Consider the following 24,481-nt stretch of genomic DNA (forward strand, 5'->3'; position numbering starts at 1 on the left):
GTTGATAGGCCGGATGTGGAAGCCTCGTAAGGGGTGAAGCTGACTGGTACTAATAGGCCGAGGGCTTGTCCTCAGTTGCTCGCGTCCACTGTGTTGGTTCTGAAACCACGAACAACCCCACACCCGTGTGGCCACGGGGTGTGGTGCGGTATTCACAGTTTCATAGTGTTTCGGTGGTCATAGCGTGAGGGAAACGCCCGGTTACATTCCGAACCCGGAAGCTAAGCCTTACAGCGCCGATGGTACTGCAGGGGGGACCCTGTGGGAGAGTAGGACACCGCCGAACAAATATTGGAGAAAGCCCCCGCACTTCGGTGCGGGGGCTTTCTTGCGTTTCAGGACGGCTCCACCAGTCTTGTGTCGTAGGCCAGGATCACCGCTTGGATGCGGTCTCGGGAGCCCGTTTTCGCGAGGATTCGGCTCACGTGGGTTTTCACCGTCGATTCGGCGAGATGGAGGCGGGTGGATATCTCTGTGTTCGTCCAGCCCTGGCCGACGACCGTCAGGATTTCGCGCTCGCGGTCCGTGAGGGAGACGAGGCGCGGGTCCTGGCCGGGGGTTGTTTCCGGGCCCGGAGTGGGGAGGTGCTCGGCGTAGGCGTCGAGAAGGCGGCGGGTGAGGCTCGGGGCGACGACCGCGTCGCCCGTGGCCACCGCGCGGATGCCGGCGAGGAGTTCCTCGGGCTGGGCGTCCTTGATGAGGAAGCCGGAGGCGCCTGCTCGCAGGCCGGCGTACGCGTACTCGTCCAGGTCGAACGTCGTGAGGATGAGGACGCGGGTGCGGTCGCCGGAGGAGACGATGCGGCGGGTCGCCTCGATGCCGTCGAGGCCGGGCATGCGGATGTCCATCAGGGCGACGTCCGGGTGGAGTTCGGCCGTCATGCGGATCGCCTCGCTGCCGTTGGATGCTTCGCCCACGACCGCCATGTCGTCCTGGCTCTCCAGGAGCATGCGGAAGCCGAAGCGCTGCAGCGGCTGGTCGTCGACGATGAGCACGGTGGTCACTTCGGGGTTTCCTCCGGTAGGTGAAGGTGGACGCGCCAGCCGTGGTCCGGGAGCGGGCCGGACTCAAGTGTGCCGCCGTACAGGGCGGTTCGTTCGCGCATTCCGGTGAGGCCGCGGCCCCCGGCGCCGGGGCCCTGGCCTGTGCCGCCGCGGCCGGTGTCGGTCACCGTCGCGGTCACGGCGTCGCCGTCCCCGTACGACACCGAAACCGTCGATGTCGCGTCGGGGCCGCCGTGCTTGAGGGTGTTCGTCAGGGCTTCCTGGATGACCCGGTAGACGGTGAGTTGGCGGCCTGGGGGGAGGGCGGTGGTTCGGCCCTGGATGGTGGTGCGGACGGGGAGGCCGGCGGAGCGTACGCCGTCGATGAGGTGGTCGAGGTCGGTGAGGGACGGCTGGGGGGCCATCTCCACGCCCGGGGGTTCAAGTCCCGCGGAAAGTCCCACCGAAAGTCCCGGGGGAAGTCCCGGGGCAGGTCCAAGGGGCTCGGCTCCCGGCCGCTCTGTTCCTGAGGGGTCCGTGCGCAGTACGTCCAGGAGGCGGCGGAGTTCGCCCAGGGCCTGGCGGCTGGTCGTGCCGATGGCGGTGAGGGCCTGGGCGGCTCGTTCGGGGTTCTTGGCGGCTGCGTAGGAACCGCCGTCGGCGAGGCTGGTGATGACCGAGAGGTTGTGGCCGATGATGTCGTGCATCTCGCGGGCTATGCGGGTGCGTTCGGCGGCGGTGGCGAGTCGGGCCTGCTGGTCGCGTTCCACCTCCAGTTGGGCGGCGCGTTCGACGAGGGAGGCGAGGTACTCCTGGCGGGTGCGGTAGGAGACGCCCACGATGGCCACCATGGCGAGGCGGGTCGCCTGCGGGAAGAAGGTCTGGTCGGCGCCCTGCTCGTCCGGGTAGCGGAAACTGTCCACGATGATGGGCGCCAGGATCAGGACGTACGACCAGAGCAGGGTGCGCAGGCGGGTGTGCACCGCGATGTTGTAGGTGACGACGAGCAGGGTCAGGCTCGCCTGGAGGTCGGCGCCGGTCCAGGCGTTGGCCAGGGCGAGCGGCAGCATCACCAGGAGGACCGTGACGGGACGGGTCCGGCGCCACAGCAGTGGGACGGAGAAGCCCAGTGTCAGTGTGGTGAGCAGCCAGGCCGGCGGCACGTCCGGGTTCGCGTTGATGTTCCGCCAGCCGCCGCCCAGGTAGTCGTTGAGGGCGACGGCCACGAAGAAGGCCGTGAGCAGGAGGTCCCACAGCAGCGGGTGGAGCCGGTCGAAGGCGCGTACCCGCCCGGTGAGGCGGTGGGTCAGGCGGGTGACCGGCTGCTGCCTCGCGCCCTCCGGTGACCAGCCCCGCCAGGACTGGTCGCGCCAGGCCTGGTCCCGGCGGGCGCGGTCACGGTGGCTCCGGTCGCGGGCCCCGCGCAGCCAGTCCCGGTGCCAGTTCCGGTGCCAGTCCCGTGTCTCGGTCACGGTTCCATCCTCGTACGCGAGCCGGTGGTAAGGGACGTGGTGGTACGGGAGTTGGTCATACGTCCCGTCGTTTGAGGAGGAGGGCCGCGGTGCCCAGGATCGCCGCCGTCCACAGGGTGAGGGCGAGGAGGGCGGGGCCCGTTGAGGCGTAGTCGGCGGAGTCGTGGAGGGTCATCAGGCCCTCGGCGGCCCTGCCGGGGAAGTACTTGGAGGCGCTGTCCATGACGTCGTACGGGAACATCCTGAGGACCTCGGGGAGAACGGTGACGCCTCCGATGAAGGCGGTGATGCCGCCGGGGACCGAGCGGAGCAGGGCGCCCAGGCCGAGGCCGATGACGGCCAGGGAGGTCAGGCCCGCCGCGCTGCCGAGGAGGGTGCCGAGGACGCCCGGGTCGGTGAGGGACAGCTCCTTGTCCGTGCCGTCGAGGAAGAGTTGCCCGGTCGTGAACGTGACGAGGAAGGTGGCGAGCGTGGCCGTGAAGGTGACCGCGGCGATGACGCCGGCCTTGGACCACAGCACCGGGAGGCGGCGCGGTACGGCCACCATCGTGGAGCGGACCATCCCCGTGCCGTACTCGCCCGCGATGAACAGGACGGCGACGACGGCCAGGATGATCTGCGAGAACTGCGTGCCGAAGAGGAGGAACTGGACGGGGTCGAACCGCGCTGTGTCGCCGCCGTCTCCCTCGTACGACGCGCTCATCCCGATGCCGATGGCGAGGGTCACGGCGGTCGCGGCGGTCAGCATGATCCAGGTGGAGCGGACCGTCCACAGCTTGTGCCATTCGGAGCGCAGGATGCGGGCCGGGGTGAGGGCGAGGGTGGTCATGCCGGCTCCAGGTGGGCTGCGTATTCGAGGGAGTCGCGGGTCAGGTCCATGAAGGCCGCCTCCAACGAGGCGGCGTGCGGGGTGAGTTCGTAGAGGGGGATGCCGTGGGCTGCGGCTGTGCGGCCGATGTGTTCGGCGTCCGTGCCGTGGACTTCGAGGGTGGCGGGGGTGGTGCTCGTGACGTCCACGTCCGGGGACGCGAGGAGTTGGGCGAGCAGGCCCGCTTCCGGGGTGACCACCTTGACCGTGCCCGCGCCCGATTCGCGTACGAACGTGTCGACCGTCGTGTCGGCCAGCAGGCGGCCCCTGCCGATGATGATCAGGTGCTCGGCGGTCAGGGCCATCTCGCTCATCAGGTGGGAGGAGACGAAGACCGTACGGCCCTCCGCGGCAAGGGACTTGAGGAGGTTGCGGATCCACAGGACGCCCTCGGGGTCGAGGCCGTTGACCGGTTCGTCGAGGATCACGGTGGCCGGGTCGCCGAGCAACGCGGCGGCGATGCCGAGGCGTTGGCCCATGCCGAGGGAGAAGCCCTTGACCCGTTGTCCGGCCACGTCGGTCAGGCCGGTGAGGTCCAGGACGTGGTCGACGCGGCTCCTGGGGATGCCGTGGGTGAGGGCGAGCGCGACCAGGTGGTGGTGGGCCGTGCGGCCCGGGTGGACCGAGCGTGCTTCCAGGAGCGCGCCGACCTCGTGGAGGGGCGCGCGGTGGTCGGCGTACGCCTGGTCGCCGACCGTCGCGGTGCCGTGTGTCGGGGCGTCCAGGCCGAGGATCATCCGCATGGTCGTGGACTTTCCGGCGCCGTTGGGGCCGAGGAAGCCGGTGACCGTGCCCGGGTGGACGGTGAAGGTGAGGTCGGACACGACTGTCTTGTCGCCGTAGCGTTTGGTCAGTTCGGAGGCCGTAATCATGTCTTCGATGGTCGGCCGGGCGGGTGGCCGGGGGCGTCGGACGACGGCGGGATATGAGGTGAAGGGTGTAGTACCCCGGTATTACGGTGACCCTCATGAACCCCGATGCTCGTTCTGATGACCGTCTCGATGCCTCGGCGGACCATGTGGTGCGTTCGATACGTGCCGACGAGTGGCCCGCGGCGAAGGAGCTGCGGCTGGCCGCGCTGCGGGATCCGGTGGCGCATCTCGCCTTTCTGGAGACGTACGAGGCTGCCGTGGGCCGGCCTGACAGCTTCTGGCGGGAGCGGGCGGCGGGGGCCGCCGAGGGTGTGCGTGAGCGGCAGCAGGTGGTGGCTGTGGGGCCCGACGGGCGGTGGGCCGGGTCGGTGACCGTGCTCGTCGAGGAGGCGGGGGCGCCGGGCGCGCTCGGGGACGTGAGCGACGTACGCCAGGGGCACCTTGTGGCCGTGTATGTGCGGCCCGAGGTGCGGGGGCGGGGGCTCACCGAGCGGCTCTTCTCGTACGCCCTGGAGTGGGCGTGGGAGGTCGCCGGGGTGGAGCGGGTGCGGCTGTTCGTGGACGAGCGGAACGGGCGGGCTGAGGCCTTCTACCGGAGGTTCGGGTTCGTGCCCACGGGGGAGAGCGTTCCGGTGCCCGGGGATCCGGGCGCGCGGGAGCTGGAGTTCGTGTTCAAGCGGCCGTAGGGCCTGTCTGTCAGGCAGGCCCTGAGCGGCGGTGACTTACACCGGCAGCTCGTGGTGGGGCCAGCGGGAGCGGGCCTGTTCGCGGGAGCGGAGGAGGGCCAGGACGGGGAGGCCTCGGTTCGGTCCGCCCGTGCCGGTTCCCGTGCTCGCGGACAGGAGGTCCGGGAGCTGGGGGAGGGGGGCCACCGCGGCCACGTCGTCCAGGACGAGGGTGAGTGGTGGGTCGAGGCGACCGGAGGATGACCGTTCGGCCATGCGCCGGCCGCGCTCGACCACGCTTGAGGCGAGGGCCGTCAGCAGGGGCATCGCACCGGGATTCGCCCTGGGGTCCTCGATGGGTTCACCGACCACATAAAGCGTGCCCCCTTCGTCGGCGAAGGAATCCAGGGTGAGGGTGTCGGTTCGGTTGGGTGTGCAGGCTTCGCGGACATTCACCGTGAACAGGGCGGACAGGGCCCGGGCCGTCAACTCCTGGGCGATGTCCCGGCGTTCGGGGTGCGAGGTGAGGGTGGCTTCGAGTTCGCCCGCGGATCCGGCGGCGGCCTTGGGGTTCGTACGGAGGATGCGTACGGCTTCCTGGACCTGGGTGCCCTGGGCCCAGCGGTGGACGTGGCGGATGGTGCGGCCGTCCACGGCGGCGGCGTGGAGGTAGCTGCGCAGGAGGGTTTCCGCGGTGTCGGCGACCGTCTGGTCGATCTTCGCGGTGGGGCGGACCGGGGCGAGGAGCGCTTCCGCGCGGGCCTTCGCGGTGTCCTTGTTCTCGCAGCCGGCGGAGGGGGACCAGTGGAGGCGGGCCGGGGTGTCGCAGAGGTGGGAGGGGTCGTAGAGGAGGACCGGGCCCAGTTTCGCGCGGGCGTCCTTCGTGTCCGACCAGAGGGTGGGGTTGGAGGTGATGACGAGGGCGGGGCCGTCGGCGTCCCGGATCGCCTGGACGGCGAGGGGGTGGCGGGTTTCTGGTGGGCCGAGGATGACGGGGCCGCGCGGGGTGGGTACGCCAACCGTCCCCGCGCCTTCGGCGCGGATGCTTTCCCACCCACCCACCCGATTGCCGTCGGCCACCGAGGGAACCGACTCCAGTGGCGGCTCCGCCGCATGGACAGGCTCGGCAGCCGACACCCGCTCCACCGCGGGGCGCGGAGCGACCTCACGGGGCACGCTCTCAACCCGCGGCTGCGGCTCTGCCTCTGCCTTTGTCTCCGGCTCGTGAGTGGGCTCCGGCATGGCGGATGCGGACGCGGATGCGGACGCGGCCAGCGCCCTCCGCCTCGCCCTCCCCGCCCGCCACCTCGCCGCCGTGCCCATGACGAACACCGTCAGGACCAGCAGGACCATCAGCTGGCCGATGAACAGGCCCCAGAAGAGCCCGTACCCGGAGAGTTGGGTCTCCGGGGTTTCCGGCCAGGCGGCGGCGATGTCGTGGGGGGTCTCGACGAGTTGGCGCATGGCCAGGGGCGTACGGCGGAAGGTGACCTCGGCGGGCCAGGAGCCGTGGGTGAAGAGGCCGGCCAGGCCGGTCGCCGTCCACACCATGACGGTCATGCCGAGGACGAAGGCCAGGACACCGACCAGCAGTCCGTCGGGGATGCCGCCTTCGCCGCCGCGGTGGCGGTCGCGCTCGTCCGGTCTCATCTCGGGCCGCTCCTCTACGCCACCGTGGACTCGGACGAGCCGTCGAGATCGCTCAGGTGTTGCTCCATGAACGCCGCCGCGCGTTCCTCGGCCTCAAGTTCGGCGGCCCGCAGGGCGTCGTCGGCCAGGTGGTCGGCCGACGACTCCGTCATGGCGCGGTCGGTGAAGACGAGGGGGCGTTCGGTCTCGGTGATCAGGTGTTTGACGACCTGGACGTTGCCGTTGACGTCCCAGACAGCGATGCCGGGGGTGAGGGTGGGGATGATTTCCACGGCCCACCTGGGCAGGCCGAGGACCCGTCCCGTCGACCTTGCCTCGTCCGCCTTCTGGGCGTAGATCGTCCTGGTGGACGCCATCTTGAGGATCGCGGCGGCTTCCTTCGCAGCAGCTCCGTCGACCACGTCGGAGAGGTGGTGGACGACCGCCACGAACGACAGGCCCAGGCGTCGGCCGAACTTCAGCAGGCGCTGGAAGAGCTGGGCCACGAACGGGCTGTTGATGATGTGCCAGGCCTCCTCGACGAGGAAGATGCGCTTCTTCCGGTCGGGGCGGATCCAGGTGTGTTCCAGCCATACGCCGACGATCGCCATGAGGATCGGCATGGCGATGGAGTTGCGGTCGATGTGGGACAGGTCGAAGACGATGAGCGGGGCGTCCAGGTCGATGCCGACCGTCGTCGGGCCGTCGAACATGCCGCGCAGGTCACCGTCGACGAGGCGGTCGATGACGAGGGCGACGTCCAGGCCCCAGGCCCGTACGTCGTCTATGGCGACGTTCATCGCCTCCGCCGACTCCGGTTCGGGGTGGCGGAGTTGCTCGACGATGTCCGTCAGTACGGGCTGGCGTTCGACGATCGTCTCGTTGACGTAGGCGTGCGCGACCTTGAGTGCGAAGCCCGAGCGCTCGTCCAGGCCGTGGCCCATCGCGACCTCGATGATCGTCCGGAGCAGGGCGAGTTGTCCGGTGGTGGTGATCGCGGGGTCGAGCGGGTTGAGCCGGATTCCCATGTCCAGGGCGGCGGTCGGGTCGAGCCGGATGGGGGTTATACCCAGCTGCCGGGCGATGAGGTTCCACTCGCCGTCCCCGTCCTCGCCCTGTGCGTCGAGGACGACGACCTGCCGGTCCTTGAACCTCAACTGCCGCAGGACGTACGTCTTCTCCAGGGCCGACTTGCCGTTGCCGGACTCGCCGAGGACCAGCCAGTGGGGTGCCGGGAGCTGTTGTCCGTACAGCTGGAAGGGGTCGTAGATGTAGCCCTTCCCGGAGTAGACCTCGCGGCCGATGATGACGCCGGAGTCGCCGAGGCCGGGGGCCGCGGTCGGCAGGTAGACGGCCTGGGCCTGGCCGGTGGAGGTGCGCACCGGCGGGCGGGTCGTCTCGACCTTGCCGAAGAGGAAGGACGTGAAGGCCTCGGTGAGGACGGACAGCGGATCCCGCATCAGTACTCAGCCCTACCTTCGGATGCCGGTGGCGAACGGGAGTGTGTTCACGAAGGCGCGGTGGTGCTCCCGGTCGCACCACTCCAGCTTCAGGTACGACTTGCCGGCCGAGGCCCTTATGGTCCGCTTGTCGCGGGCGAGGGCTTCGGGGTTGCGGGACGAGACGGTGATGTAGCCGACGAGGTTGACGCCGGCGGCGCCGCTCGCGAGGTCCTCGCCGCGCTGGTCCATACGGTTGTGCGAGGCGACGTCGCGGGGGTCGACGGTCCGGTTCATCTTGGCCTGGCGGCTGGCCTCGGCGTCGTCGTTCGTCTTCTCGGTGAGCATGCGCTCGATGGCGACCTCGGTGGGTTCGAGGTCCATCGTGACGGCGACCGTGCGGATCACGTCGGGGGTGTGGACGAGCAGCGGGGCGAGGAAGTTGACGCCGACCGGGGTCATCGGCCATTCCTTCACCCAGGCCGTGGAGTGGCACCAGGGGGCGCGGGTGGAGGACTCGCGGGTCTTGGCCTGGAGGTAGGTGGGCTCCATGGCGTCCAGCTCGGCCGGCCAGGCGTTGCGCTTCGTCATCGCCTGGATGTGGTCGATGGGGTGGTCCGGGTCGTACATCGAATGTACGAGGGAGGAGAGCCGGCCCTGTCCGAGCGGCTGGCGCACCCGGATGTCGGCCTCCTGGAGGCGTGAGCAGATGTCGGTGAGCTCGCGGGCCATGACGACGGCGAGTCCGGAGTCGCGGTCGAGCTTCTTGCCGCCCTGCGGGCGCGCGGCGCGGGCCATCGCGTGGCCCTCGGCGGCGAGTTCGCGGGAGTAGTGCATGCAGGCGACGAGGTAGGCGCGGTGCTGTTCGCTGCTCGTCGACACCATGGACTGGAGCTGGTCGTACGACTGCTGCAGCCAGCCGGGGGCCTTCTCGTCGCCGCGTACGACGACGTCCTTGGCGTGGGCGTCCGGGTCGGCGGGGAGCGTACGGGCGAGCATCTGGAGGCGGGTGACGAAGCCGTCGCCGTTCGCGACGTGCTTGAGCAGGGTGCCGAAGCGGTCGACGAGGGTTTCCTGGTCCTCGCTGTCGCGGAGGCCGACGCCGGGGCCCTCGATCTCGATGGCCGCAGTGACGGTTTTCCGGTCCGCGTGCAGGAGGACGGCGATCTCGTCAGGGCCGAAGGGCGCGGCGAGCCAGGTGATCCGTCCGATGCCGGGCGGGGGGCCGACCTCGACCTCGCGGCCGTCGATGCGCGTGCCGGACTCCATGACCTTGCTGCGGTAGGCGGTGCCCTGGCGCAGGCTGCGCTTGTAACTGCGGTTGATCTCGAACCACTTGTAGAAGGTCCGCCGCTTGTACGGCACGTACACCGCGGCCAGTGCCAGCATCGGGAAGCCCACGAGGGACACGATGCGCAGGGAGAGCACGGGGACGATCAGACCGGACATCATGCCGAGGAACGCGCCCACGATGATCAGCGCGATCTCGCCGGACTCGCGGTTCCGGCCGACGATCGCGTTCGGCCGGGCGCGGCCGATCAGATATGTCCGGCGGGGCGTGACCACGTGGGACACGTGGGACTCGGTCGTCAACGCCCTTCACCTCCCGTGCGGTTGTTGCTGTTGCTGTTGCTGTTGCTGTTGCGTGTGTTGCTTGCGTGGGGGGTGTTGACCGGGCTGCTGCGTGGTGGGGGTGCGGCGGAGGGGACAGATCCGCCGCCGCCCCCGCCCGAGCCGCCGCGTGAGCTGTGGGCGGCGACGCCGCCGGAGACGGGGTTGGAGGGGCGGCCTCCGCCGCCTCCGCCTCCGCCGCCGTTGTTGTCGGCCCGGGCGCTGTGGGTCTTGATGCCCTGGGCGACGAGGGTGGCGGGCGAGCTGATGACGGCCGCGGCCTTGCCTTCGGCACCCTGCATGATGCGGTTGTTGCGGGAGCCGGCGATCTCGTCACCGAAGCCCGGTACGAAGCGGTAGATCATCGCGCTCGCGAAGATGGCGAGCAGGATGATGGCGAGGCCGGAGACGACGGCCGAGAACGCGTCGGGTCCGTCCTCGGCGGACAGGGCTCCGGCCAGGCCCAGCACGATCACGATCACCGGTTTCACGAGGATGACGGCGATCATGATGCCCGCCCAGCGGCGGACGTGGCCCCAGAGGTTCTTGTCGACCAGGCCGGCGTAGACGACGGTGCCGAGGAGCGCGCCCACGTAGAGGAGGGCGGCGCGGATCACGAGCTCCAGCCACAGGACGCCCGCGGCCAGGATCGACACGAGGGACACCACGATCAGCATGATCGGGCCGCCGCCGATGTCGGTGCCCTTGTTCAGGGCGCCGGAGAAGTTGCCGAAGAACGTGTCCGTCTGGTTGCCGGTGGTCTTGGCGAGGACCTCGGCGATGCCGTCGGTCGCCGACACGACGGTGTAGAGGATCAGCGGGGTGAAGGCCGACGCCAGCACCGTCAGCCAGAGGAAGCCGATCGCCTCGCCGATGGCCGTGCTGAGGGGGACACCTCGCACGGCCCGCTTGGCGACCGCGAGCAGCCACAGGAGGAGGGTCAGGATCGTCGACGCGGCGAAGACGACCGCGTACTGCTGCAGGAACGTGGTGTTCGTGAAGTCGACGGTCGCCGTGTTCTGGACGGCGTCACTGAGCTTGTCGATGGTCCAGGAGGCGGCTTTGGCGCAGCCCTTGGCGAGGGAGGCGAGGGGGTCGAGAGCCGTGGCGGGGTCGTCGAGGGAGGGGCCCTGCTGGCTGGAGCCGCCGTCCCGCTCGCAGTAGTCCTTGGCGGGGCCGACGATCAGATCGCAGTTGTCGTCGGACGGTGAAGGCGTCGGCGTCGGTGCGGCGGCAGCCCGCGTGGCGAGCAGGACGAGCGTCGTCTGTACGGCTGTGACGGCGGCGGTGACCTTTAGTACGCGGCGCGGGCTACCGGGCATACGTGAAGCCTCCGAACTCTTCGACGGCCTTCGAGATCTCGTCGGACGGCGAGACCGTGTTGTCGCCGTTCACCGGCGCCGGTCCGGACTTCTGGGAGAAGCTGTCGACCTTCCAGTCGCCGTCGGCCCACCGCAGTTGGAGCGTCATGGTGAACCAGTCGTTGCTGACCGGATTCTTCGAGTCGTCCCCAGCCGTGCCGAACACGCCCGTGCACCAGACCTCGACGGTCGCGGCGTCGGCCGAGTGGTCGGTGACCTTGGTGCCGACCGGCATGGTGCGTGAGACGTAGGTCTGTCCTGCCGCCGCGTTGCCGTTCTCGTCCAGGCCGACGTTGCTCAGGAACTCCTTGGAGTACGCCTTGTCCAGCTTGGCCTGCAGTGCGGCCACCTTGTCGGCGACGAAGACCTGCTGGACGATCTCGCCGCGCCGGGCGGGCTTGAGGATGTCGGCCGAAACGAGCACCACCGAGTAGTTCGCGGCCGCGGACTCCGCCCCCTGCTGGTTGTGTGCGAACCCCGACGGGATGCCGCCCGCCTTCGTCTGCACCGGTTGGTCCCCGGAGGGAGCCGTCGGCGCCGACTTCGTCTTGTCGCCGCTCGACTCGTCCGAGGCGGAATCACCGCCACCACGGTTCGCGAAGGCGATGGCGGCAATCAGGAGCACCACGACTCCCACCACCGTGACGAGGCTGCGGGAGGAGGAACGGCCGCCGCGTCGTGCGCCGCCGTAGACGTCACCGGGACTGTCGGGGAGGCGTGTGCGGGTCTGGCCGCTACCCCCGTATCCGCCGTCGTCGCCGCGCGCTCCGTGCTCGTCGCCGAGACTCATGCCGCGTACGCCCCCTCAACCTCTTGCTGAACCGCGTAATACGACGGTAGCCGCGCTGGCTTCAGCGCGGGCGCGGTGTGGTGACTCGACATCAGGGAAACGCAACCTCAGCCGGTGGGCACGACGGACGGATGGGTAGAGGGAGACCGGGCGTGCCCGGCCGGGTCTGAGGACGCCGAGCCGGCGGCCGCCTAGACGGCCATGCCGTACACGATGGTGAAGACGGTGCCGAGGGAACCGATGATGAAGACTCCGGTGAGACCCGCGACGATGAGGCCCTTGCCTTGTTCGGCACTGAAGGTGTCGCGGAGGGCCGTCGCGCCGATGCGTTGCTTCGCCGCGCCCCAGATCGCGATGCCGAGGCACAGCAGGATGGCGACCGCCATCACGACCTCGATCATTACCCGCGCCTCGTTGCCCAGGCTGCCGAAGGGGCCCCAGTCCGGGGCAATCCCGCCGATGATGGTGTTGATGTCGCCCTTTTCGGCTGCGAAAAGCATGTAAGTCACCGCCCCTTGTGGGTTGTTCTGCACCCCCTGCCACTCTGCGCAGAGGTCAGGGCCATTGTCGCCGACAATGACGCTGTCGCATGTCGACTTGGCGTCATTGATTGGCGGGTTTCGTACGGATCCCTTGTCACCGGCCCTCGCGGGGCCCTGACGGGAGCGGGGGTCGGTATACAGGGAGCCATATCGTCACTCTGTGTATCACGGCAGGTCACGCCGGGCAATGAAGTGGAACCGGAAGTCGAACCGGAACCTGTGGTGTGGTTCCGTCGTTAGCCCCTCTTATCCGGCTCACTCCGGGCGTTGACCCACTCCGCCCGCCCATCGAGCCCGACCCCGTCCCATGTGCGCCGGTCCGTCGTGCCGATGTTCTCCGGGTCGTACGTCTCCTGGTGAGTAGACGCCGCCCGTTTTGCGCTGGGGGGAAGGCTATCCCGGTTGCGGGCGTGGGGATGTGGCGGGGTGTCACCTGTGGTGCTCTTCCCGGTGCTCTATCTGCCCGCGCTTATATAAGTAAGCAGTGATACATTGATGCCGTGCACGCATTCGACGTACTCGGGGATCCCGTACGCCGCCGGATCCTTGAGCTGCTCGCCGACGGTGAGATGAGTTCCGGGGCCGTCTCGGAGGTCATCAGGGAGGAGTTCGGCATATCGCAGCCGGGCGTCTCGCAGCATCTGAAGGTGCTGCGGGAGAACGGCTTCGCCACGGTCCGGCCGGAGGGGACCCGGCGGCTCTACGCCGTCAACTCCGACCCGTTGCGCGACATCGACGCGTGGCTGGCCCGCTTCCGGCATTTCTGGACCCCCCACCTGGACGCCCTGGCCACCGAACTGGCCCGGGGCAAGCGTGAGCGCCGGCTCCGTGAGTCCGCTGACGGCCCCGGCGGCGACGACCCCGTACAGCAGAGGAGCACCCCATGATCGACGTCACCCACCAGATCAACGCCGTGCGGCGCCGCGTCGGCAGCCGTGTCATCGAGGCCGGCGAAGGACATGTGGTGACCTTGAGTCAGACGTACGACTCGACCGTCGAGGACCTCTGGGACGCCTGCACCAACCCCGAGCGCATCCCGCGCTGGTTCCTGCCCGTCACCGGCGACCTCCGCGTCGGCGGCAAGTACCAGCTGCAGGGCAACGCCAACGGCACCGTCGAGAGCTGCGACCCGCCCCGGGGCTTCACCGCGACCTGGGAGTTCGGCGGGGACGTCACCTGGATCGAGCTCCGGCTGATCCCCGAGGCGGACGGCGGCACGCGCTTCGAGCTCGACCACATCGCCCCCGACGACGACGAGAAGTGGGCCCAGTTCGGCCCCGGAGCCGTCGGCGTCGGCTGGGACATGGCCCTCATCGGCCTCACCCTGCACCTGTCCACCGGCGAGGCCGTGAACCCTGAGGAGGCCATGGCCTGGTTCGGCACCGAGGAGGGCCTCCGGTTCGTGACCCTGAGCAGCGAGAGCTGGTACGCGGCGAGTGTCTCCGACGGTGAGGCGGAGGGGGTCGCGCGGGCGCGGGCCGACCGGACGACCGCGGCGTACACCGGGGCCGAGTCGGGCTGAGGCTGGGTCTAGGGCGACCCGTCCCCCACACCCTCCACGAAGTGGTCGAACTCGCCTGCCTGTACGCCGAGTACGAAGGCGTCCCACTTCTTCTGGGTGGTCGTGACGACGGTGTCCGGGTCGCTGGTCTCGCGGATGTAGACGAGGTCGTTGTCGCCGAAGGCGAGCTCGATCCAGGGGCCCGGGCCGGTCGCCTCAGGCGGGGCGGCTCGTTCCCAGGTGAGGTTCGCGGGGATGTCAGACATGGGCCGGGTTCTCTTTGAGTACGTGGATGAGGGCGGCGAAGGCTTGGGGGGTGGCCCCGAGTATGGAGCGGGCGGGGTCGCCGCTTTCGGTGAGATGGATGGTGCCGGTGGGCGTGGTGGCTATGTGTACGCAGGAGGCGCCCTCCGAGCAGTACGACGACTTCTGCCAGCTTGGGTTCACGGGCTTTTCCTCACAGTTCTCGCATCACGTGGTGGATGAGGTCTCGGGTCTTCTCCGGTGAGAGCGCGATTGCCTCGACCCGGTCGAAGAGGGTGCGGTACTTGTGCAGTTGCGCGTCGGCGTCCAGGAACGCGAGGCCGTGGGACTGGTCGAGGTACACGGTGTCGAGCTGCGACACCGGGCCGTGCGCGTAGTGGATCGACTGACCGGATCCCGGGTAGGCCCCGGCGTCGAAGCTGATGGCCCGCAGGGTGATGCGCTCCCGGTCGCTCATGTCGAGCAGGTGCTGGAGCTGCTGCCGGGCCACGGACGGCCCGCCGACCTTCATGCGCAGGGCCGCCTCGTGGATGACGGCCTCGTACGGTGTCGGGTCGTCGCGGTAGAGCACGTTCTGTCGCTTGATGCGGAACGACAGGCGGTACTCGATCTCCGGTGGCGTGAGTTCCGTGACGGCTTGGCGGAAGATCTCTCGGGCGTGGTCGTGGGTCTGGAGCAGGCCCGGGATACGAGCCGTGACGGTGTCGTGCAGTGACTTGGCGTGTTGCTCCAGTTCGGCCAGGTCCAGAAGCGGGCTGGGCAGGAACTCGCGGTACTCCTCCCACCAGCCGCGCCTGCGGTCGTTCGTCATGCCGGTGAGGGCTTCGACCAGGACCTTGTCCGGGCAGTCGTAGTGGCAGGCCAGCAGGCGAACGCGGTCCGGGCTCACACCCATGCGCCCGGACTCCATGTTGCTGATCTGGTTCTGCTTCACACCCAGGAGTTGACCCGCCTCGGTGGACGTCAGCCCCGCACGTTCACGGAGTTTGCGCAGCTCGGCGCCCAAGCGGAGTTGACGTCCCGTCGGGTTGGTTCTCACGGTTCGCTTTGCCTCTCGCCACGGCTGGTCACCCACACGAGTGGAAGCCTAGCCCTTTTCGTCGATTCCGATAACTCCTTATCGATGCGCCGCTACCTTGGTAGTCAGGCGCCCCGCTCAGAAGTACCCCGCTCGACGGAGCGGCCGGGTCACTGAGCAACCGTCCAACTCCCCTCCGTGATCGGAGACTTCCGATGGCAACCGTATCCCCGTCCTGGGCCTACACCCTTCAACTCCCGCACGATCCCCGCGCACCGGGCATCGCCCGCGCGACCCTGCGCACGGTCCTCGTCGCGCACGACCTCGCCCGGCTCGCCCCCACGGCGGAGCTGCTCGCCTCCGAGTTGCTCGCCAACGCCCATCTCCATACCAACGGCCCGTACGCCCTGCGGCTGCGCGCCGCCGAGTCCGGGCGGCTACGGATCGGCGTGTGGGACTCCGACCCGACCGTCCCGCGGGGCTTCGACGCCCCCGGTGCCGTACCGCCGGACATGTCGGAGAACGGGCGAGGACTGCACCTCGTACGGGCGTGTGCGGACACGTGGGGCGCGTACGCGCTGGGCGGAGACCGGGGCGGGAAGCTGCTGTGGGCCGAGTGTCAGTCGGGGGACCTAGGGTGATGCCGGTCTTTCAGAAGGCGAACGAGGAAGTGGCGTGTCAGAGGTCGAGCAGCGAGTCATGGCGGTAGCGCCCGAAGCCCGGGTGCGTCTTCGGCCTCGGCCGGGGAATCTGCGTGAGATCGCCAAGGGGATCGAGGACGCGACGGGGCTGCGCGTGCAGATCGTGGGAGGAAAGCTCGTGATGTCCCCGCCACGGCATGGGAGGCACGTGGGTGTGGTGCAGCGCCTGTGTCGGCAGCTCAACATGGTTCTGCCTGAAGGGCTGGGCTCGTACCAGGTGTCCTCGATCGCCCTGAGGGAAGATCCCGACGACTACGTCACGCCGGACCTGATTGTTCTGCCCATCGAGTGGGGGGAAGACGACGATTGGCTGGCTACTCCTGAGGATGCGGTACTCGCGGTGGAAGTCATCTCCGGCGAATCCGTGCCGCTGCCTGCGCCGCTCGGCTTGGAGGTCGCCACGGACCGGTTCCCGCTGTACGGGGATTCGCCGCGTGCCGGGCGAGGCGCCGGCTCGTAGCAGTCGGGCAACGGCTTCACTGAGCCGGTTCATACAGGATTCTCAGGTGAGGCCAGGCGTTTCTCTCACCCCGCCCGGCAAGGCTTCCTCCGATGAAGCGCCCCGTCCGTCTCCCCCTCCTCGTCGCCGTCGCGCTGCTGGCCACCGGGTCGGTTCCCGTGGCGGTGGCGCACGGTCGGGTGCGTACGCCTGAACCGCTCGGCGTCACCGTGACGGCTCCCGTGAGCGCCGAGAACGCGCGGGTCGGAGTGCTTGTCAGGGGTGGGGCGCACTACTGCACCGCCTCCGTCGTGCACAGCGAGGGGCGGGATCTCATCGTCACTGCCGCTCACTGTCTGAGTGGGAGTGCGGGCGAGGCCATCTACTTCGTGCCCGGGTATAGGGGCGGGAAGGCACCGTACGGGGAGTGGGCCGTGGCGCGGACGTATGTCGGTGACGGGTGGAAGGGGCGGCAGGACGAGGACAGTGATGTGGCGTTCGCTCGGGTTGTCTCCCGGGGTGGGGAGGAGGTCGAGGACGTTGTCGGGGGTAATCGGCTGGTTGCCGGGCGGGGGCTGAGTCCGGTGGGGGAGGCCGTCACGGTTGTCGGGTATCCCAAGGCGCGGGAGACGCCCGTGTGGTGCACGAACATCTCCACCGCGTACGGCGGCAGTCAGCAGCGGATCGAGTGTCCGGGGTACAGCGGGGGCACGAGCGGGAGTCCGTGGATCGATGCGGAGGGGCGGGTCGTGGGGGTGCTGGGCGGGTTCCAGCAGGGCGGTACCACCGATGACGTGTCGTACAGCGTTGTGTTTGGGAGCGAGGCCGCCGCGTTGTACGGGGAGGCGACGTCAGGGTGAGCTCCGGCGGCTACCAAAGCGTCGGTTGCGCCGGGTTCAGGGTGGGAAGCTCCTAGACTGACGTGGGCCAATTACGGAGCTGCGGAGGGCGGTTGACGGTGCGTAAGGCGTGGATCGTGGTGACCGTCGCCGCGGGGGCGGGGCTCAGCTTCGTCATGGTGCTGGTCGTCGGGGTCTACATGGTCGCCGGCAACCTGGCGAACGGCGTGGGGCAGGGGGCCCGTGGCCTGGCCAAAGGGGCCGTACCGGCCGCGTATCAGGCGCTCGTGCAGAAGTGGGGCAATCTGTGCACCGCCATCAATCCCGCACTTCTCGCCGCACAGCTGTATCAGGAGAGCGGGTTCAATCCCAACGCCAAGAGCCCGGCCGCCGCGCAGGGGATAGCGCAATTCATCCCGGGGACGTGGGCGACGCACGGAATCGACGGCGACGGTGACGGCGACCGCGACGTATGGGATCCGAATGACGCGATTCCATCGGCCGCGAAGTACGACTGCACACTTGCGAAGTACGTGAAGGACGCGCCCGGCGACCCGACGAAGAACATGCTCGCCGCGTACAACGCGGGGGCGTACGCCGTCATCAAGTACGGGGGCGTACCGCCGTACAAGGAAACGCAGAACTATGTGAAGACGATCACGACGCTGGAGGAGAGCTTCGCCGCTCCGGTCACCCGTGTAGACCCCTCCAAGCAAGCCGCCGGGGCCATTTACTACGCGCAGAAGAAACTGGGGACGCTGTATCTCTGGGGTGGGAACGGTACCGCTGACCAGGGCGGACGTTTTGACTGTTCCGGGCTGACCAAGGCCGCGTACGAGAGTGTGGGGATCACGCTGCCGCGGGTCGCCAACGACCAGTACAACGCCGGGCCGCACCCGAGCCGGGACGAGCTGCTGCCCGGGGATCTGGTGTTCTTCTCGGACGACCTCACCAACTCCCGGGCCATCCGGCACGTGGGGATCTACGTGGGCGGCGGGTACATGATCAACGCGCCCCGGGCGGGTGCCGTGATCCGGTTCGACCCGATCGACACCCCCGACTACTTCGGGGCGACCCGGGTCACCGAAGATGGCGCGAAAGCGTTGCCCACCTCTGTGTGAAACCCTCCCCTGAGCTGCGGCGATGTATCTCTCTTCGATAACGTCTGAGTGATCATTCGGTGGAGGGTGGAACGTATGGAAGGGGAGTGTGCGTTCCTGTTCTCGTAGCCGACGACGGGGGTTGATGGCGCGGCGCATCCGATGGGTGCGTCGGGAAGAAGATGACGAAGGGGCCGTTGCACCATGGCTGGACTCGCCGAATCCGGTTCGAACCCTGACGTTGACTTGCTCTACGACATCAATGGTCTCGCCAAAGACGCGCCGCACTGGTTCGACCGCGTCATGGAGTTCGTGGGCGAGTGGGGGCTCCTGCTCGCCATGGTGATGCTGGTGCTCTGGTGCTGGCTCACCGTGCGGAAGCGGGGTGGGGGGGATGCCGCCTCGTCCGTCGCCGCGCTGATCTGGGCGCCGCTCGCCGCCGGTGTCGCCGTACTCGTGAATGTGCCGATACGGGGATTTGTGGAGCGGCCCCGGCCTTTTGTCGACCATGACGGGCTGGATGTTCTTATCGGCGGCAAGAGCGACTTTTCGTTCGTGAGCGATCACGCGACTCTCATGATGGCGATGGGGGTCGGGCTGTTCGTCGCGAATCGGAAGTTCGGGCTCGTGGGGATAGTGCTGGGTCTGTTCGGCGGGTTCTGCCGGGTTTATATGGGCGTGCACTATCCGACGGATGTGATCGGTGGCTTTGCGCTCGGGACCGCGGTGGTGCTGCTTCTTTCGCCGCTTGCGATGGCTTTGTTGACGCCGGTTGTGGCCGCGGTGGAGAGGTCGCCTCGGGTGGGGTGGTTGGTTCGGGCGGGTGGCTCCGCCGGTGAGCGGGGGAAAGTGATTCCTGGGGCTCGGAGTGAGGTTGAGGCGGAGGAGCGGGACCTCGCGGCGTAGGTGCGGGTAAAAGCCAAAAGACTGCGCAGTTCCCCGCGCCCCTGAAGGGGCGCCCCCCAGCCGGCCCGTGCCTTACAGCGACTGCGGGAACTTGAAGAAGGCCTCCGGGTCGTACTTCCTCTTCAGGGTCTTGAGGCGGGGGGCCGCCTCGCCGTAGTACGCCTGGCGCCAGTTGGTCAGGGTTGGGTCTGTGTAGTTCTGGTAGGCCGCGCCTGAGGCGTACGGTCTCATCGCTTTGTGGGCCTCGGTCAGCCAGGCGTTGGATGTCGTGCCGGAGGTTCCCGGGCGCCAGGCCGCGATGTACTGGGCCAGCATGCGGGAGCGGCGGTGGACGAAGGCCGTTGCCGTGGGGTCGATTCTGTTGATCGCGCCGCCCAGGGCTGTCAGGGCGATGCTGCCCGTGCCTCCTCGGACCCCCGATATCTGGGCGAGCAGGGTCTGGATGCCCGCCGCCGAGATCGAGCGGTCGAAGAAGTCCGAGCGGCCCGCGTACGTTTCGCGGCCCAGCGCGCCCTCGGGGGAGCGGCCCGGTGTCGCGCCCGGGAGGTGGCACTGGGCGTCCTCCGGGAAGGCCGAGCAGCCCGCGTACACCTCCATCGACTCCTCGTAGGAGCGGCGCTTGAGGGAGACGCTGCGGGCGGAGGCGCCGATTCGGGTGGCGAGGCGGTCCACCGCGTTCTGGAGTTCGCCGTACGTGCCCAGGGAGAAGGCGGAGACCGAGACCGTGGGAGTGCCGCCGGCCGCGTTCTCGAAGTGGCACGAGGACCAGATCTCGTCGGGCTGGTCGGGGCCCCACTCCTGCCAGGCACCGAGGACGGCGGCGGCCCTGGACCACGGCCAGGACATGTACGCCGAGACGCCCTGCGGGGCCGGGTGGGTCCTGAAGCGGAGCTCGGTGACAACGCCGAAGTTGCCGTTGCCCGCGCCGCGAAGGGCCCAGAAGAGGTCCTTGTTCTCGGTCGCGCTCGCGGTGAGCTGCTTTCCGGCCGCCGTGATCAGCGTCGCCCGGGTGAGGCTGTCGCACGTCAGCCCGTAGGCACGGGACACGACGCCGTGGCCGCCGCCCAGCGTCAGGCCCGAGACGCCGACCGTCGGGCAGGAACCGGCCGGGATCGTGACGCCCTTTGCCGCCAGCGCGCGGTAGACGTCGATCAGCTTGGCGCCCGCGCCGATCACGGCCTCGTCGCCGGAGGCCCGGACCTTGGAGAGCTTCGAGATGTCGAGGATCAGACGGCCGTCGCCCGAGGACCAGCCCGCGTACGAGTGGCCGCCGTTGCGGATCGAGACGGGGACCGAGCGGGCCCGCGCGTACGCGAGTGTCGTACGGATGTCCTCGGCGTGGGAGACGTACGCGACGGCCGTCGGCCTGAGCGAGTCGAAGCGGGTGTTGTAGAGCTGGCGGGCCGCCGCCCAGTCCGCCTCGCCCGGGCGGACCAGGGGGCCGTCCAGATCCCGCGCCAGGGCCTTGAGGTCGGCCGCGGTGCTCGTCGACTCCAGTGGTGTGCCTGACGTACGGGCCCCCTCACCCGACCGCGGTCCGGAACCCCCGCCGGTGCCGCCGGTGCCGCCGGTGCCGCTGGTGCACGCGGCCGAAACCGCCGTCGCCGCGAGCGCGGCGCCGCCACCCATGAACGTACGCCGTCGCATGTGCGCCTCCCGTTGTTCCCGTGGAACGAGACGGGTCCACGGTCCGGCGGGTTCCACGGGCGGGTCCCGGGAATCGCGTATGCGGCTGCACGGCACCGCCGATTTTCGGCCAGGGGAGGACCGGGGTGCGCGGGGTGAATGGAGGGGTGAGTGGAGGGGAGGGAGGGGTGAGAAGGGGCCGGAAGAGGGGAGTGATGCTTCCGAAGGAGGTGGTTCCGGTAGTCGGGACCCTCACGTGTTCTCCCCGTAAGCGTTCCGTGACCTCACCGCACTGACGGCAGGGGTTCACCCTCCGTTCACCCACGGCCATTGGCCGCTTCACCTGATCTGCCTAATTTCGGCCTTACCCGGTGCGTCGTGCGAGCAGAAGCCCGCTCACGTACCAATCGATATCAGTTGTTAGCAGCGTTACGACGGCAGTCTCGTGCGGACGAGAGGCTGCACCACGACCTCGCACGCCGCCAGTAGACGGCGGCTCCTGGAAGGAACTCCCGAAAGTGAAGCTTCAGCGCAAGAACCGGCTTCGCGCCCTTTCGCTCGGTGCTGTCGCCGTCTCCGGCGCCCTGGCGCTGACGGCGTGCGGCTCCGACGACACCGGCGGCGGCAGCGGCGACGAGAGCGCGCCCGCGGCCAACAGCGCCATCAAGTGTGACGACGCCAAGGGCGAGCTGCTCGCGGCCGGCTCCTCCGCGCAGAAGAACGCGGTCGACGCCTGGGTCAAGCAGTACACGGCCTCCTGCAAGGACGTTCGGATCAACTACAACCCGAACGGCTCCGGCGCCGGTATCACCAACTTCCTCCAGGGCCAGACCGCCTTCGCCGGTTCGGACTCCCCGCTGGACGCCGAGGAGATCACCAAGTCCGCCGAGGTCTGCAAGGACAGCCAGGCCATCGACCTGCCGATGGTCGGCGGCCCGATCGCCGTGTCGTACAACCTCCCGGGTGTGGACGGCCTCGTCCTGGACGCTCCGACCCTGGCCAAGATCTTCGACGACAAGATCAAGACCTGGAACGACGCCGCGATCGCGAAGCTGAACCCCGACGCGGACCTGCCCAGCACCAAGATCCTGACGTTCCACCGCTCGGACGACTCCGGCACCACGGACAACTTCACCAAGTACCTCAAGGCCGCGGCCGCCGACAACTGGAAGTACGAGGGCGGCAAGGCCTGGCAGGCCAAGGGCGGCCAGTCCGCCACGGGTTCCTCCGGTCTCGCCCAGCAGGTGACCCAGACCGCCGGCGCGATCTCCTACATGGAGCTCTCGTACGCCAAGGACGCCCAGACGGTCCACGTCAAGACCGGTGCGGCCACGCCCGTCGAGGCCACCGTCGACAACGCCACCAAGGCGATCGCCGAGGCCAAGGTCGTCGGCGAGGGCAAGGACCTCGCCCTGGAGCTGAACTACGAGCCCACCGCCGAGGGCGCGTACCCGATCACCCTCGTGACGTACGAGATCGCGTGCGAGAAGGGCAACAAGGCGGAGACCCTCGCCGCCACCAAGTCCTTCCTCACCTACCTCGCCAGCGAGGAGGGGCAGGCCATCCTCAAGGACGCCAGCTACGCCCCGATGCCCGAAGAGATCATCACGAAGGTCCGCACGACCGTCGCCGGCCTGAGCTGACCCAAGTGTGCGGCCCGCACCGGTAGCAACCGGAGCGGGCCGCACCGTCCGGTGCACCGCCGCCTGGAACCCGCACCCCGAGGTTCCGCAGACCGGAGAACTCCATGGACATATCTACTCAAGACGCACCAGTCCCTCCCCCCACCACACAGACCACCGAGCAGAAGCGTGCCGCGCGCGGTGCCACCCGCCCCGGAGACCGGATCTTCCTCGGTCTCTCGCGAGGCTCGGGCATCCTGCTCCTGGTGATCATGGCCGCGATCGCGGTCTTCCTCACCTACCGTGCCGCTCTCGCCATCTCGGACGACGAGGCCAACTTCCTCACCGCCTTCGAGTGGGAGGCCAACGCCGACCCGCCGAAGTTCGGCATCGCGGTCCTCGCCTACGGCACGGTCATCTCCTCGATCATCGCCATGGTGATCGCGGTCCCGATCTCCGTGGGCATCGCGCTGTTCATCACGCACTACGCCCCGCGCAGGCTCGGCGGCCCGATCAGCTACGTGATCGACCTGCTGGCCGCCGTCCCGTCCATCGTGTACGGCCTCTGGGGCGCCCTCGTCCTCGTACCGCACATGGACGGTCTGTTCGGCTGGCTCGACTCGTACTTCGGCTGGACGGGCATCTTCGACTGGCAGGGCGGCCCCGCGCGCTCCCTGTTCACCGTCGGCATCCTGCTCGCGATCATGATCCTGCCGATCGTGACCAACGTGAGCCGCGAGGTCTTCCGCCAGGCGCCGCAGATGCACCAGGAAGCCGCGCTCGCCCTCGGCGCCACGCGTTGGGAGGTCATCCGCATGTCGGTGCTGCCCTTCGGCCGCTCCGGCGTCATCTCCGCCTCGATGCTGGGCCTCGGCCGCGCCCTCGGCGAGACGATGGCCGTCGCCACGGTGCTCTCGCCGAGCTTCCTGATCGAGACCAGCCTGCTCGACCCGGGCGGCGGCACCTTCGCCCAGAACATCGCCAGCAAGTTCGGTGAGGCCACCGAGACGGGCCGCAACGCCCTGATCGCCTCCGGTCTGGTCCTCTTCGTCATCACCCTGCTGGTCAACGGTGCGGCCCGTGCGATCATCGCCCGCCGCAAGGAGTACTCGGGGGCCAACGCATGAGCAACGTCGTCATGGACAAGCGACCCGAGCGCCCCAGCAGCAATCTGCAGGGCGCGCGGCTTCCCAAGTGGACCCCGTGGGCGGTCGCCGTGGGCTCGGTGGGTGCCGGCCTCGGCATCAGCGCGGCCGCCGGGCTGGAGAGCAGCATCCAGTGGGCGCTGATCGCCGCGCTGCTGTTCGTTCTGGTCAGCTACGGTCTCGGCGTCAAGGTCGAGGGCAGCCGGCAGGCCAAGGACCGGTTCGCCACCAGCCTCGTCTGGGTCGCGTTCCTCCTCGCCGTCATCCCGCTGGCCTCCCTCATCTGGGAGACCATCAGCCGCGGTGTGAAGGTGCTCGACTTCTACTTCCTGAGCCACTCGATGGGTGTGGTCGCGGACTCGGAGGTCGGCGGTGGTATCAACCACGCCATCATCGGAACCCTGGAGCAGGTCGGCCTCGCCACGGTGATGGCCGTGCCGGTCGGTGTGCTCACGGCGGTCTACCTCGTCGAGTACGGGCGCGGAAAGCTCGCCCAGACGGTCACCTTCTTCGTCGACGTCATGACGGGTATCCCGTCGATCGTCGCGGGTCTGTTCATCCTGGCGATCATGCTTCAGCTGAAACTGGAGCCCTTCGGCTTCGCCGGTTCGCTCGCTCTCGCCATTCTGATGATGCCGGTGGTGGTCCGCTCCACGGAGGAGATGCTCAAGCTCGTACCGAACGAGCTGCGCGAGGCCTCGCTGGCCCTGGGTATCCCGAAGTGGCGCACCATCATCAAGGTGGTTCTGCCGACGTCCATCGGTGGTATCACCACCGGTGTGATGCTCGCCGTCGCGCGCATCGCCGGTGAGACCGCGCCCGTACTGCTTCTGGTGTGGGGCAGCGCCTTCATCAACAACAACCCCTTCGAGGGCGCTCAGGCGTCGCTGCCGCTCTACATCTACCAGCAGTACGCTCAGAGCGCCGGCAACGCGGCGGCCTACGACCGTGCCTGGGCCGCGGCACTCGTGCTGATCATCATCGTCATGATCCTCAACCTCGCGGCCCGCGGCATCGCCCGCTGGAAGGCCCCGAAGACCGGTCGCTGACGCGGCCATACAGCGACCAGACTTACCCCCGCGAAAGAA

The 24,481-nt window shown here is 68.8% G+C and carries 25 protein-coding genes and 1 rRNA gene; 12 read left to right on the forward strand and 14 right to left on the reverse strand.

All coding sequences use genetic code 11. The annotated features are described in order from the left end of the window. Window positions 1-169: 169 nt before the first annotated feature. A 5S ribosomal RNA gene (gene rrf, locus ACZ5VQ_RS18440) occupies window positions 170-286 on the forward strand. A gap of 49 nt (window positions 287-335) precedes the next feature. Here rrf and ACZ5VQ_RS18445 read toward each other — a convergent pair. From ACZ5VQ_RS18445 to ACZ5VQ_RS18460, 4 genes are all read right to left on the reverse strand, one after another. Beyond that, window positions 336-1,004: a response regulator gene (locus ACZ5VQ_RS18445; protein WP_469105816.1), complete on the reverse strand. Its 669-nt coding sequence runs from the start codon at window positions 1,002-1,004 to the stop codon at window positions 336-338. Beyond that, the gene (locus ACZ5VQ_RS18450; RefSeq protein WP_469106131.1) at window positions 1,001-2,293 is read right to left on the reverse strand and encodes a sensor histidine kinase; all 1,293 of its coding nucleotides are present in this window, start codon (window positions 2,291-2,293) and stop codon (window positions 1,001-1,003) included. Before ACZ5VQ_RS18450 ends, ACZ5VQ_RS18445 begins: the two co-directional genes overlap by 4 nt. Window positions 2,294-2,510: 217 nt before the next feature. Next, complete coding sequence (locus tag ACZ5VQ_RS18455; protein ID WP_469105817.1) at window positions 2,511-3,284, reverse strand: ABC transporter permease; 774 nt, start codon at window positions 3,282-3,284, stop codon at window positions 2,511-2,513. Further along, entirely contained in the window at window positions 3,281-4,195 is a 915-nt protein-coding gene (locus ACZ5VQ_RS18460; RefSeq protein WP_469105818.1) for an ABC transporter ATP-binding protein, read from the reverse strand. The genes ACZ5VQ_RS18455 and ACZ5VQ_RS18460 overlap by 4 nt, the downstream gene beginning before the upstream one ends. Before the next feature lie 95 nt (window positions 4,196-4,290). Here ACZ5VQ_RS18460 and ACZ5VQ_RS18465 point away from each other — a divergent pair, with 95 nt between their 5' ends. Beyond that, window positions 4,291-4,881: a GNAT family N-acetyltransferase gene (locus tag ACZ5VQ_RS18465; RefSeq protein ID WP_469105819.1), complete on the forward strand. Its 591-nt coding sequence runs from the start codon at window positions 4,291-4,293 to the stop codon at window positions 4,879-4,881. A gap of 36 nt (window positions 4,882-4,917) precedes the next feature. Here the strand turns inward: ACZ5VQ_RS18465 and ACZ5VQ_RS18470 are convergent, their stop codons facing one another. The 6 genes from ACZ5VQ_RS18470 to ACZ5VQ_RS18495 all read right to left on the reverse strand — a co-directional run bounded on the left by ACZ5VQ_RS18470 (window position 4,918) and on the right by ACZ5VQ_RS18495 (window position 12,190). Beyond that, a complete protein-coding gene (locus ACZ5VQ_RS18470) occupies window positions 4,918-6,510 on the reverse strand; it encodes a type VI secretion protein (protein ID WP_469105820.1) in 1,593 nt (530 codons plus the stop codon). Window positions 6,511-6,524: 14 nt separating this feature from the next. After that, window positions 6,525-7,949, reverse strand: coding sequence for an ATP-binding protein (locus ACZ5VQ_RS18475; RefSeq protein ID WP_143639392.1), 1,425 nt, complete (start codon window positions 7,947-7,949; stop codon window positions 6,525-6,527). A 12-nt stretch (window positions 7,950-7,961) separates the two neighbouring features. Further along, the gene (locus ACZ5VQ_RS18480) at window positions 7,962-9,521 is read right to left on the reverse strand and encodes an SCO6880 family protein (protein ID WP_362087879.1); all 1,560 of its coding nucleotides are present in this window, start codon (window positions 9,519-9,521) and stop codon (window positions 7,962-7,964) included. Then, a complete protein-coding gene (locus tag ACZ5VQ_RS18485; protein WP_469105821.1) occupies window positions 9,518-10,861 on the reverse strand; it encodes a hypothetical protein in 1,344 nt (447 codons plus the stop codon). Before ACZ5VQ_RS18485 ends, ACZ5VQ_RS18480 begins: the two co-directional genes overlap by 4 nt. Next, window positions 10,851-11,690: a DUF8175 domain-containg protein gene (locus ACZ5VQ_RS18490; protein ID WP_469105822.1), complete on the reverse strand. Its 840-nt coding sequence runs from the start codon at window positions 11,688-11,690 to the stop codon at window positions 10,851-10,853. The genes ACZ5VQ_RS18485 and ACZ5VQ_RS18490 overlap by 11 nt, the downstream gene beginning before the upstream one ends. A 191-nt stretch (window positions 11,691-11,881) precedes the next feature. Beyond that, window positions 11,882-12,190, reverse strand: coding sequence for a hypothetical protein (locus ACZ5VQ_RS18495; protein ID WP_055613376.1), 309 nt, complete (start codon window positions 12,188-12,190; stop codon window positions 11,882-11,884). Window positions 12,191-12,732: 542 nt separating this feature from the next. Here ACZ5VQ_RS18495 and ACZ5VQ_RS18500 point away from each other — a divergent pair. After that, entirely contained in the window at window positions 12,733-13,119 is a 387-nt protein-coding gene (locus ACZ5VQ_RS18500; protein ID WP_469105823.1) for an ArsR/SmtB family transcription factor, read from the forward strand. After that, window positions 13,116-13,754 (forward strand): SRPBCC family protein, encoded by a 639-nt coding sequence (locus ACZ5VQ_RS18505; protein WP_469105824.1) that lies wholly within the window; start codon window positions 13,116-13,118, stop codon window positions 13,752-13,754. Before ACZ5VQ_RS18500 ends, ACZ5VQ_RS18505 begins: the two co-directional genes overlap by 4 nt. 8 nt (window positions 13,755-13,762) lie before the next feature. On the opposite strand, the gene ACZ5VQ_RS18510 is transcribed toward ACZ5VQ_RS18505, so the two are convergent. From ACZ5VQ_RS18510 to ACZ5VQ_RS18520, 3 genes are read right to left on the reverse strand one after another with little or no spacing between them, the layout of a single operon-like run. Beyond that, window positions 13,763-13,999 (reverse strand): DUF397 domain-containing protein, encoded by a 237-nt coding sequence (locus ACZ5VQ_RS18510; RefSeq protein WP_423554636.1) that lies wholly within the window; start codon window positions 13,997-13,999, stop codon window positions 13,763-13,765. After that, on the reverse strand, window positions 13,992-14,180 hold the full coding sequence (locus ACZ5VQ_RS18515; RefSeq protein ID WP_469105825.1) for a DUF397 domain-containing protein: 189 nt from the start codon (window positions 14,178-14,180) through the stop codon (window positions 13,992-13,994). The genes ACZ5VQ_RS18510 and ACZ5VQ_RS18515 overlap by 8 nt, the downstream gene beginning before the upstream one ends. A gap of 10 nt (window positions 14,181-14,190) precedes the next feature. After that, window positions 14,191-15,036, reverse strand: a complete 846-nt coding sequence (locus ACZ5VQ_RS18520; RefSeq protein ID WP_469105826.1) for a helix-turn-helix domain-containing protein — start codon at window positions 15,034-15,036, stop codon at window positions 14,191-14,193. A 194-nt stretch (window positions 15,037-15,230) separates the two neighbouring features. Between ACZ5VQ_RS18520 and ACZ5VQ_RS18525 the strand changes: the two genes are divergently transcribed. From ACZ5VQ_RS18525 to ACZ5VQ_RS18545, 5 genes are all read left to right on the forward strand, one after another. Then, window positions 15,231-15,656: an ATP-binding protein gene (locus ACZ5VQ_RS18525; protein WP_469105827.1), complete on the forward strand. Its 426-nt coding sequence runs from the start codon at window positions 15,231-15,233 to the stop codon at window positions 15,654-15,656. 34 nt (window positions 15,657-15,690) lie between these two features. Further along, the gene (locus ACZ5VQ_RS18530) at window positions 15,691-16,176 is read left to right on the forward strand and encodes a Uma2 family endonuclease (protein WP_469105828.1); all 486 of its coding nucleotides are present in this window, start codon (window positions 15,691-15,693) and stop codon (window positions 16,174-16,176) included. 92 nt (window positions 16,177-16,268) lie between these two features. Then, window positions 16,269-17,015 carry a trypsin-like serine peptidase gene (locus ACZ5VQ_RS18535; RefSeq protein WP_469105829.1) on the forward strand — a complete coding sequence of 249 codons (747 nt, stop codon included), beginning with the start codon at window positions 16,269-16,271 and terminating at the stop codon, window positions 17,013-17,015. Between the two features lie 92 nt (window positions 17,016-17,107). After that, on the forward strand, window positions 17,108-18,115 hold the full coding sequence (locus ACZ5VQ_RS18540) for a C40 family peptidase (protein ID WP_469105830.1): 1,008 nt from the start codon (window positions 17,108-17,110) through the stop codon (window positions 18,113-18,115). A gap of 183 nt (window positions 18,116-18,298) precedes the next feature. Continuing rightward, complete coding sequence (locus ACZ5VQ_RS18545; protein WP_469105831.1) at window positions 18,299-19,000, forward strand: phosphatase PAP2 family protein; 702 nt, start codon at window positions 18,299-18,301, stop codon at window positions 18,998-19,000. A 72-nt stretch (window positions 19,001-19,072) separates the two neighbouring features. Here the strand turns inward: ACZ5VQ_RS18545 and ACZ5VQ_RS18550 are convergent, their stop codons facing one another. Then, entirely contained in the window at window positions 19,073-20,647 is a 1,575-nt protein-coding gene (locus ACZ5VQ_RS18550) for an FAD-binding oxidoreductase (RefSeq protein WP_469105832.1), read from the reverse strand. A gap of 497 nt (window positions 20,648-21,144) precedes the next feature. Here ACZ5VQ_RS18550 and pstS point away from each other — a divergent pair, with 497 nt between their 5' ends. From pstS to pstA, 3 genes are all read left to right on the forward strand, one after another. Next, window positions 21,145-22,269, forward strand: a complete 1,125-nt coding sequence (pstS, locus tag ACZ5VQ_RS18555; RefSeq protein WP_469105833.1) for a phosphate ABC transporter substrate-binding protein PstS — start codon at window positions 21,145-21,147, stop codon at window positions 22,267-22,269. Window positions 22,270-22,373: 104 nt separating this feature from the next. Continuing rightward, window positions 22,374-23,375, forward strand: coding sequence for a phosphate ABC transporter permease subunit PstC (gene pstC, locus ACZ5VQ_RS18560; protein ID WP_469105834.1), 1,002 nt, complete (start codon window positions 22,374-22,376; stop codon window positions 23,373-23,375). After that, window positions 23,372-24,442 (forward strand): phosphate ABC transporter permease PstA, encoded by a 1,071-nt coding sequence (gene pstA / locus ACZ5VQ_RS18565; protein WP_189836709.1) that lies wholly within the window; start codon window positions 23,372-23,374, stop codon window positions 24,440-24,442. Before pstC ends, pstA begins: the two co-directional genes overlap by 4 nt. Window positions 24,443-24,481 lie beyond the last annotated feature (39 nt).

Source organism: Streptomyces sp. NPDC033178 (assembly GCF_055577685.1).

Bases quoted from the DNA above. Each gene is read 5' to 3' on its own strand.
- ACZ5VQ_RS18510 (WP_423554636.1), bottom strand. From the start codon at position 13,999: ATGTCTGACATCCCCGCGAACCTCACCTGGGAACGAGCCGCCCCGCCT.
- ACZ5VQ_RS18465 (WP_469105819.1), top strand. From the start codon at position 4,291: ATGAACCCCGATGCTCGTTCTGATGACCGTCTCGATGCCTCGGCGGAC.
- ACZ5VQ_RS18535 (WP_469105829.1), top strand. From the start codon at position 16,269: ATGAAGCGCCCCGTCCGTCTCCCCCTCCTCGTCGCCGTCGCGCTGCTG.
- ACZ5VQ_RS18545 (WP_469105831.1), top strand. From the start codon at position 18,299: ATGGCTGGACTCGCCGAATCCGGTTCGAACCCTGACGTTGACTTGCTC.
- ACZ5VQ_RS18505 (WP_469105824.1), top strand. From the start codon at position 13,116: ATGATCGACGTCACCCACCAGATCAACGCCGTGCGGCGCCGCGTCGGC.
- ACZ5VQ_RS18490 (WP_469105822.1), bottom strand. From the start codon at position 11,690: ATGAGTCTCGGCGACGAGCACGGAGCGCGCGGCGACGACGGCGGATAC.
- pstA (WP_189836709.1), top strand. From the start codon at position 23,372: ATGAGCAACGTCGTCATGGACAAGCGACCCGAGCGCCCCAGCAGCAAT.
- ACZ5VQ_RS18485 (WP_469105821.1), bottom strand. From the start codon at position 10,861: ATGCCCGGTAGCCCGCGCCGCGTACTAAAGGTCACCGCCGCCGTCACA.
- ACZ5VQ_RS18550 (WP_469105832.1), bottom strand. From the start codon at position 20,647: ATGCGACGGCGTACGTTCATGGGTGGCGGCGCCGCGCTCGCGGCGACG.
- ACZ5VQ_RS18475 (WP_143639392.1), bottom strand. From the start codon at position 7,949: ATGCGGGATCCGCTGTCCGTCCTCACCGAGGCCTTCACGTCCTTCCTC.
- ACZ5VQ_RS18455 (WP_469105817.1), bottom strand. From the start codon at position 3,284: ATGACCACCCTCGCCCTCACCCCGGCCCGCATCCTGCGCTCCGAATGG.
- ACZ5VQ_RS18495 (WP_055613376.1), bottom strand. From the start codon at position 12,190: ATGCTTTTCGCAGCCGAAAAGGGCGACATCAACACCATCATCGGCGGG.
- pstC (WP_469105834.1), top strand. From the start codon at position 22,374: ATGGACATATCTACTCAAGACGCACCAGTCCCTCCCCCCACCACACAG.
- ACZ5VQ_RS18525 (WP_469105827.1), top strand. From the start codon at position 15,231: ATGGCAACCGTATCCCCGTCCTGGGCCTACACCCTTCAACTCCCGCAC.
- ACZ5VQ_RS18470 (WP_469105820.1), bottom strand. From the start codon at position 6,510: ATGAGACCGGACGAGCGCGACCGCCACCGCGGCGGCGAAGGCGGCATC.
- ACZ5VQ_RS18460 (WP_469105818.1), bottom strand. From the start codon at position 4,195: ATGATTACGGCCTCCGAACTGACCAAACGCTACGGCGACAAGACAGTC.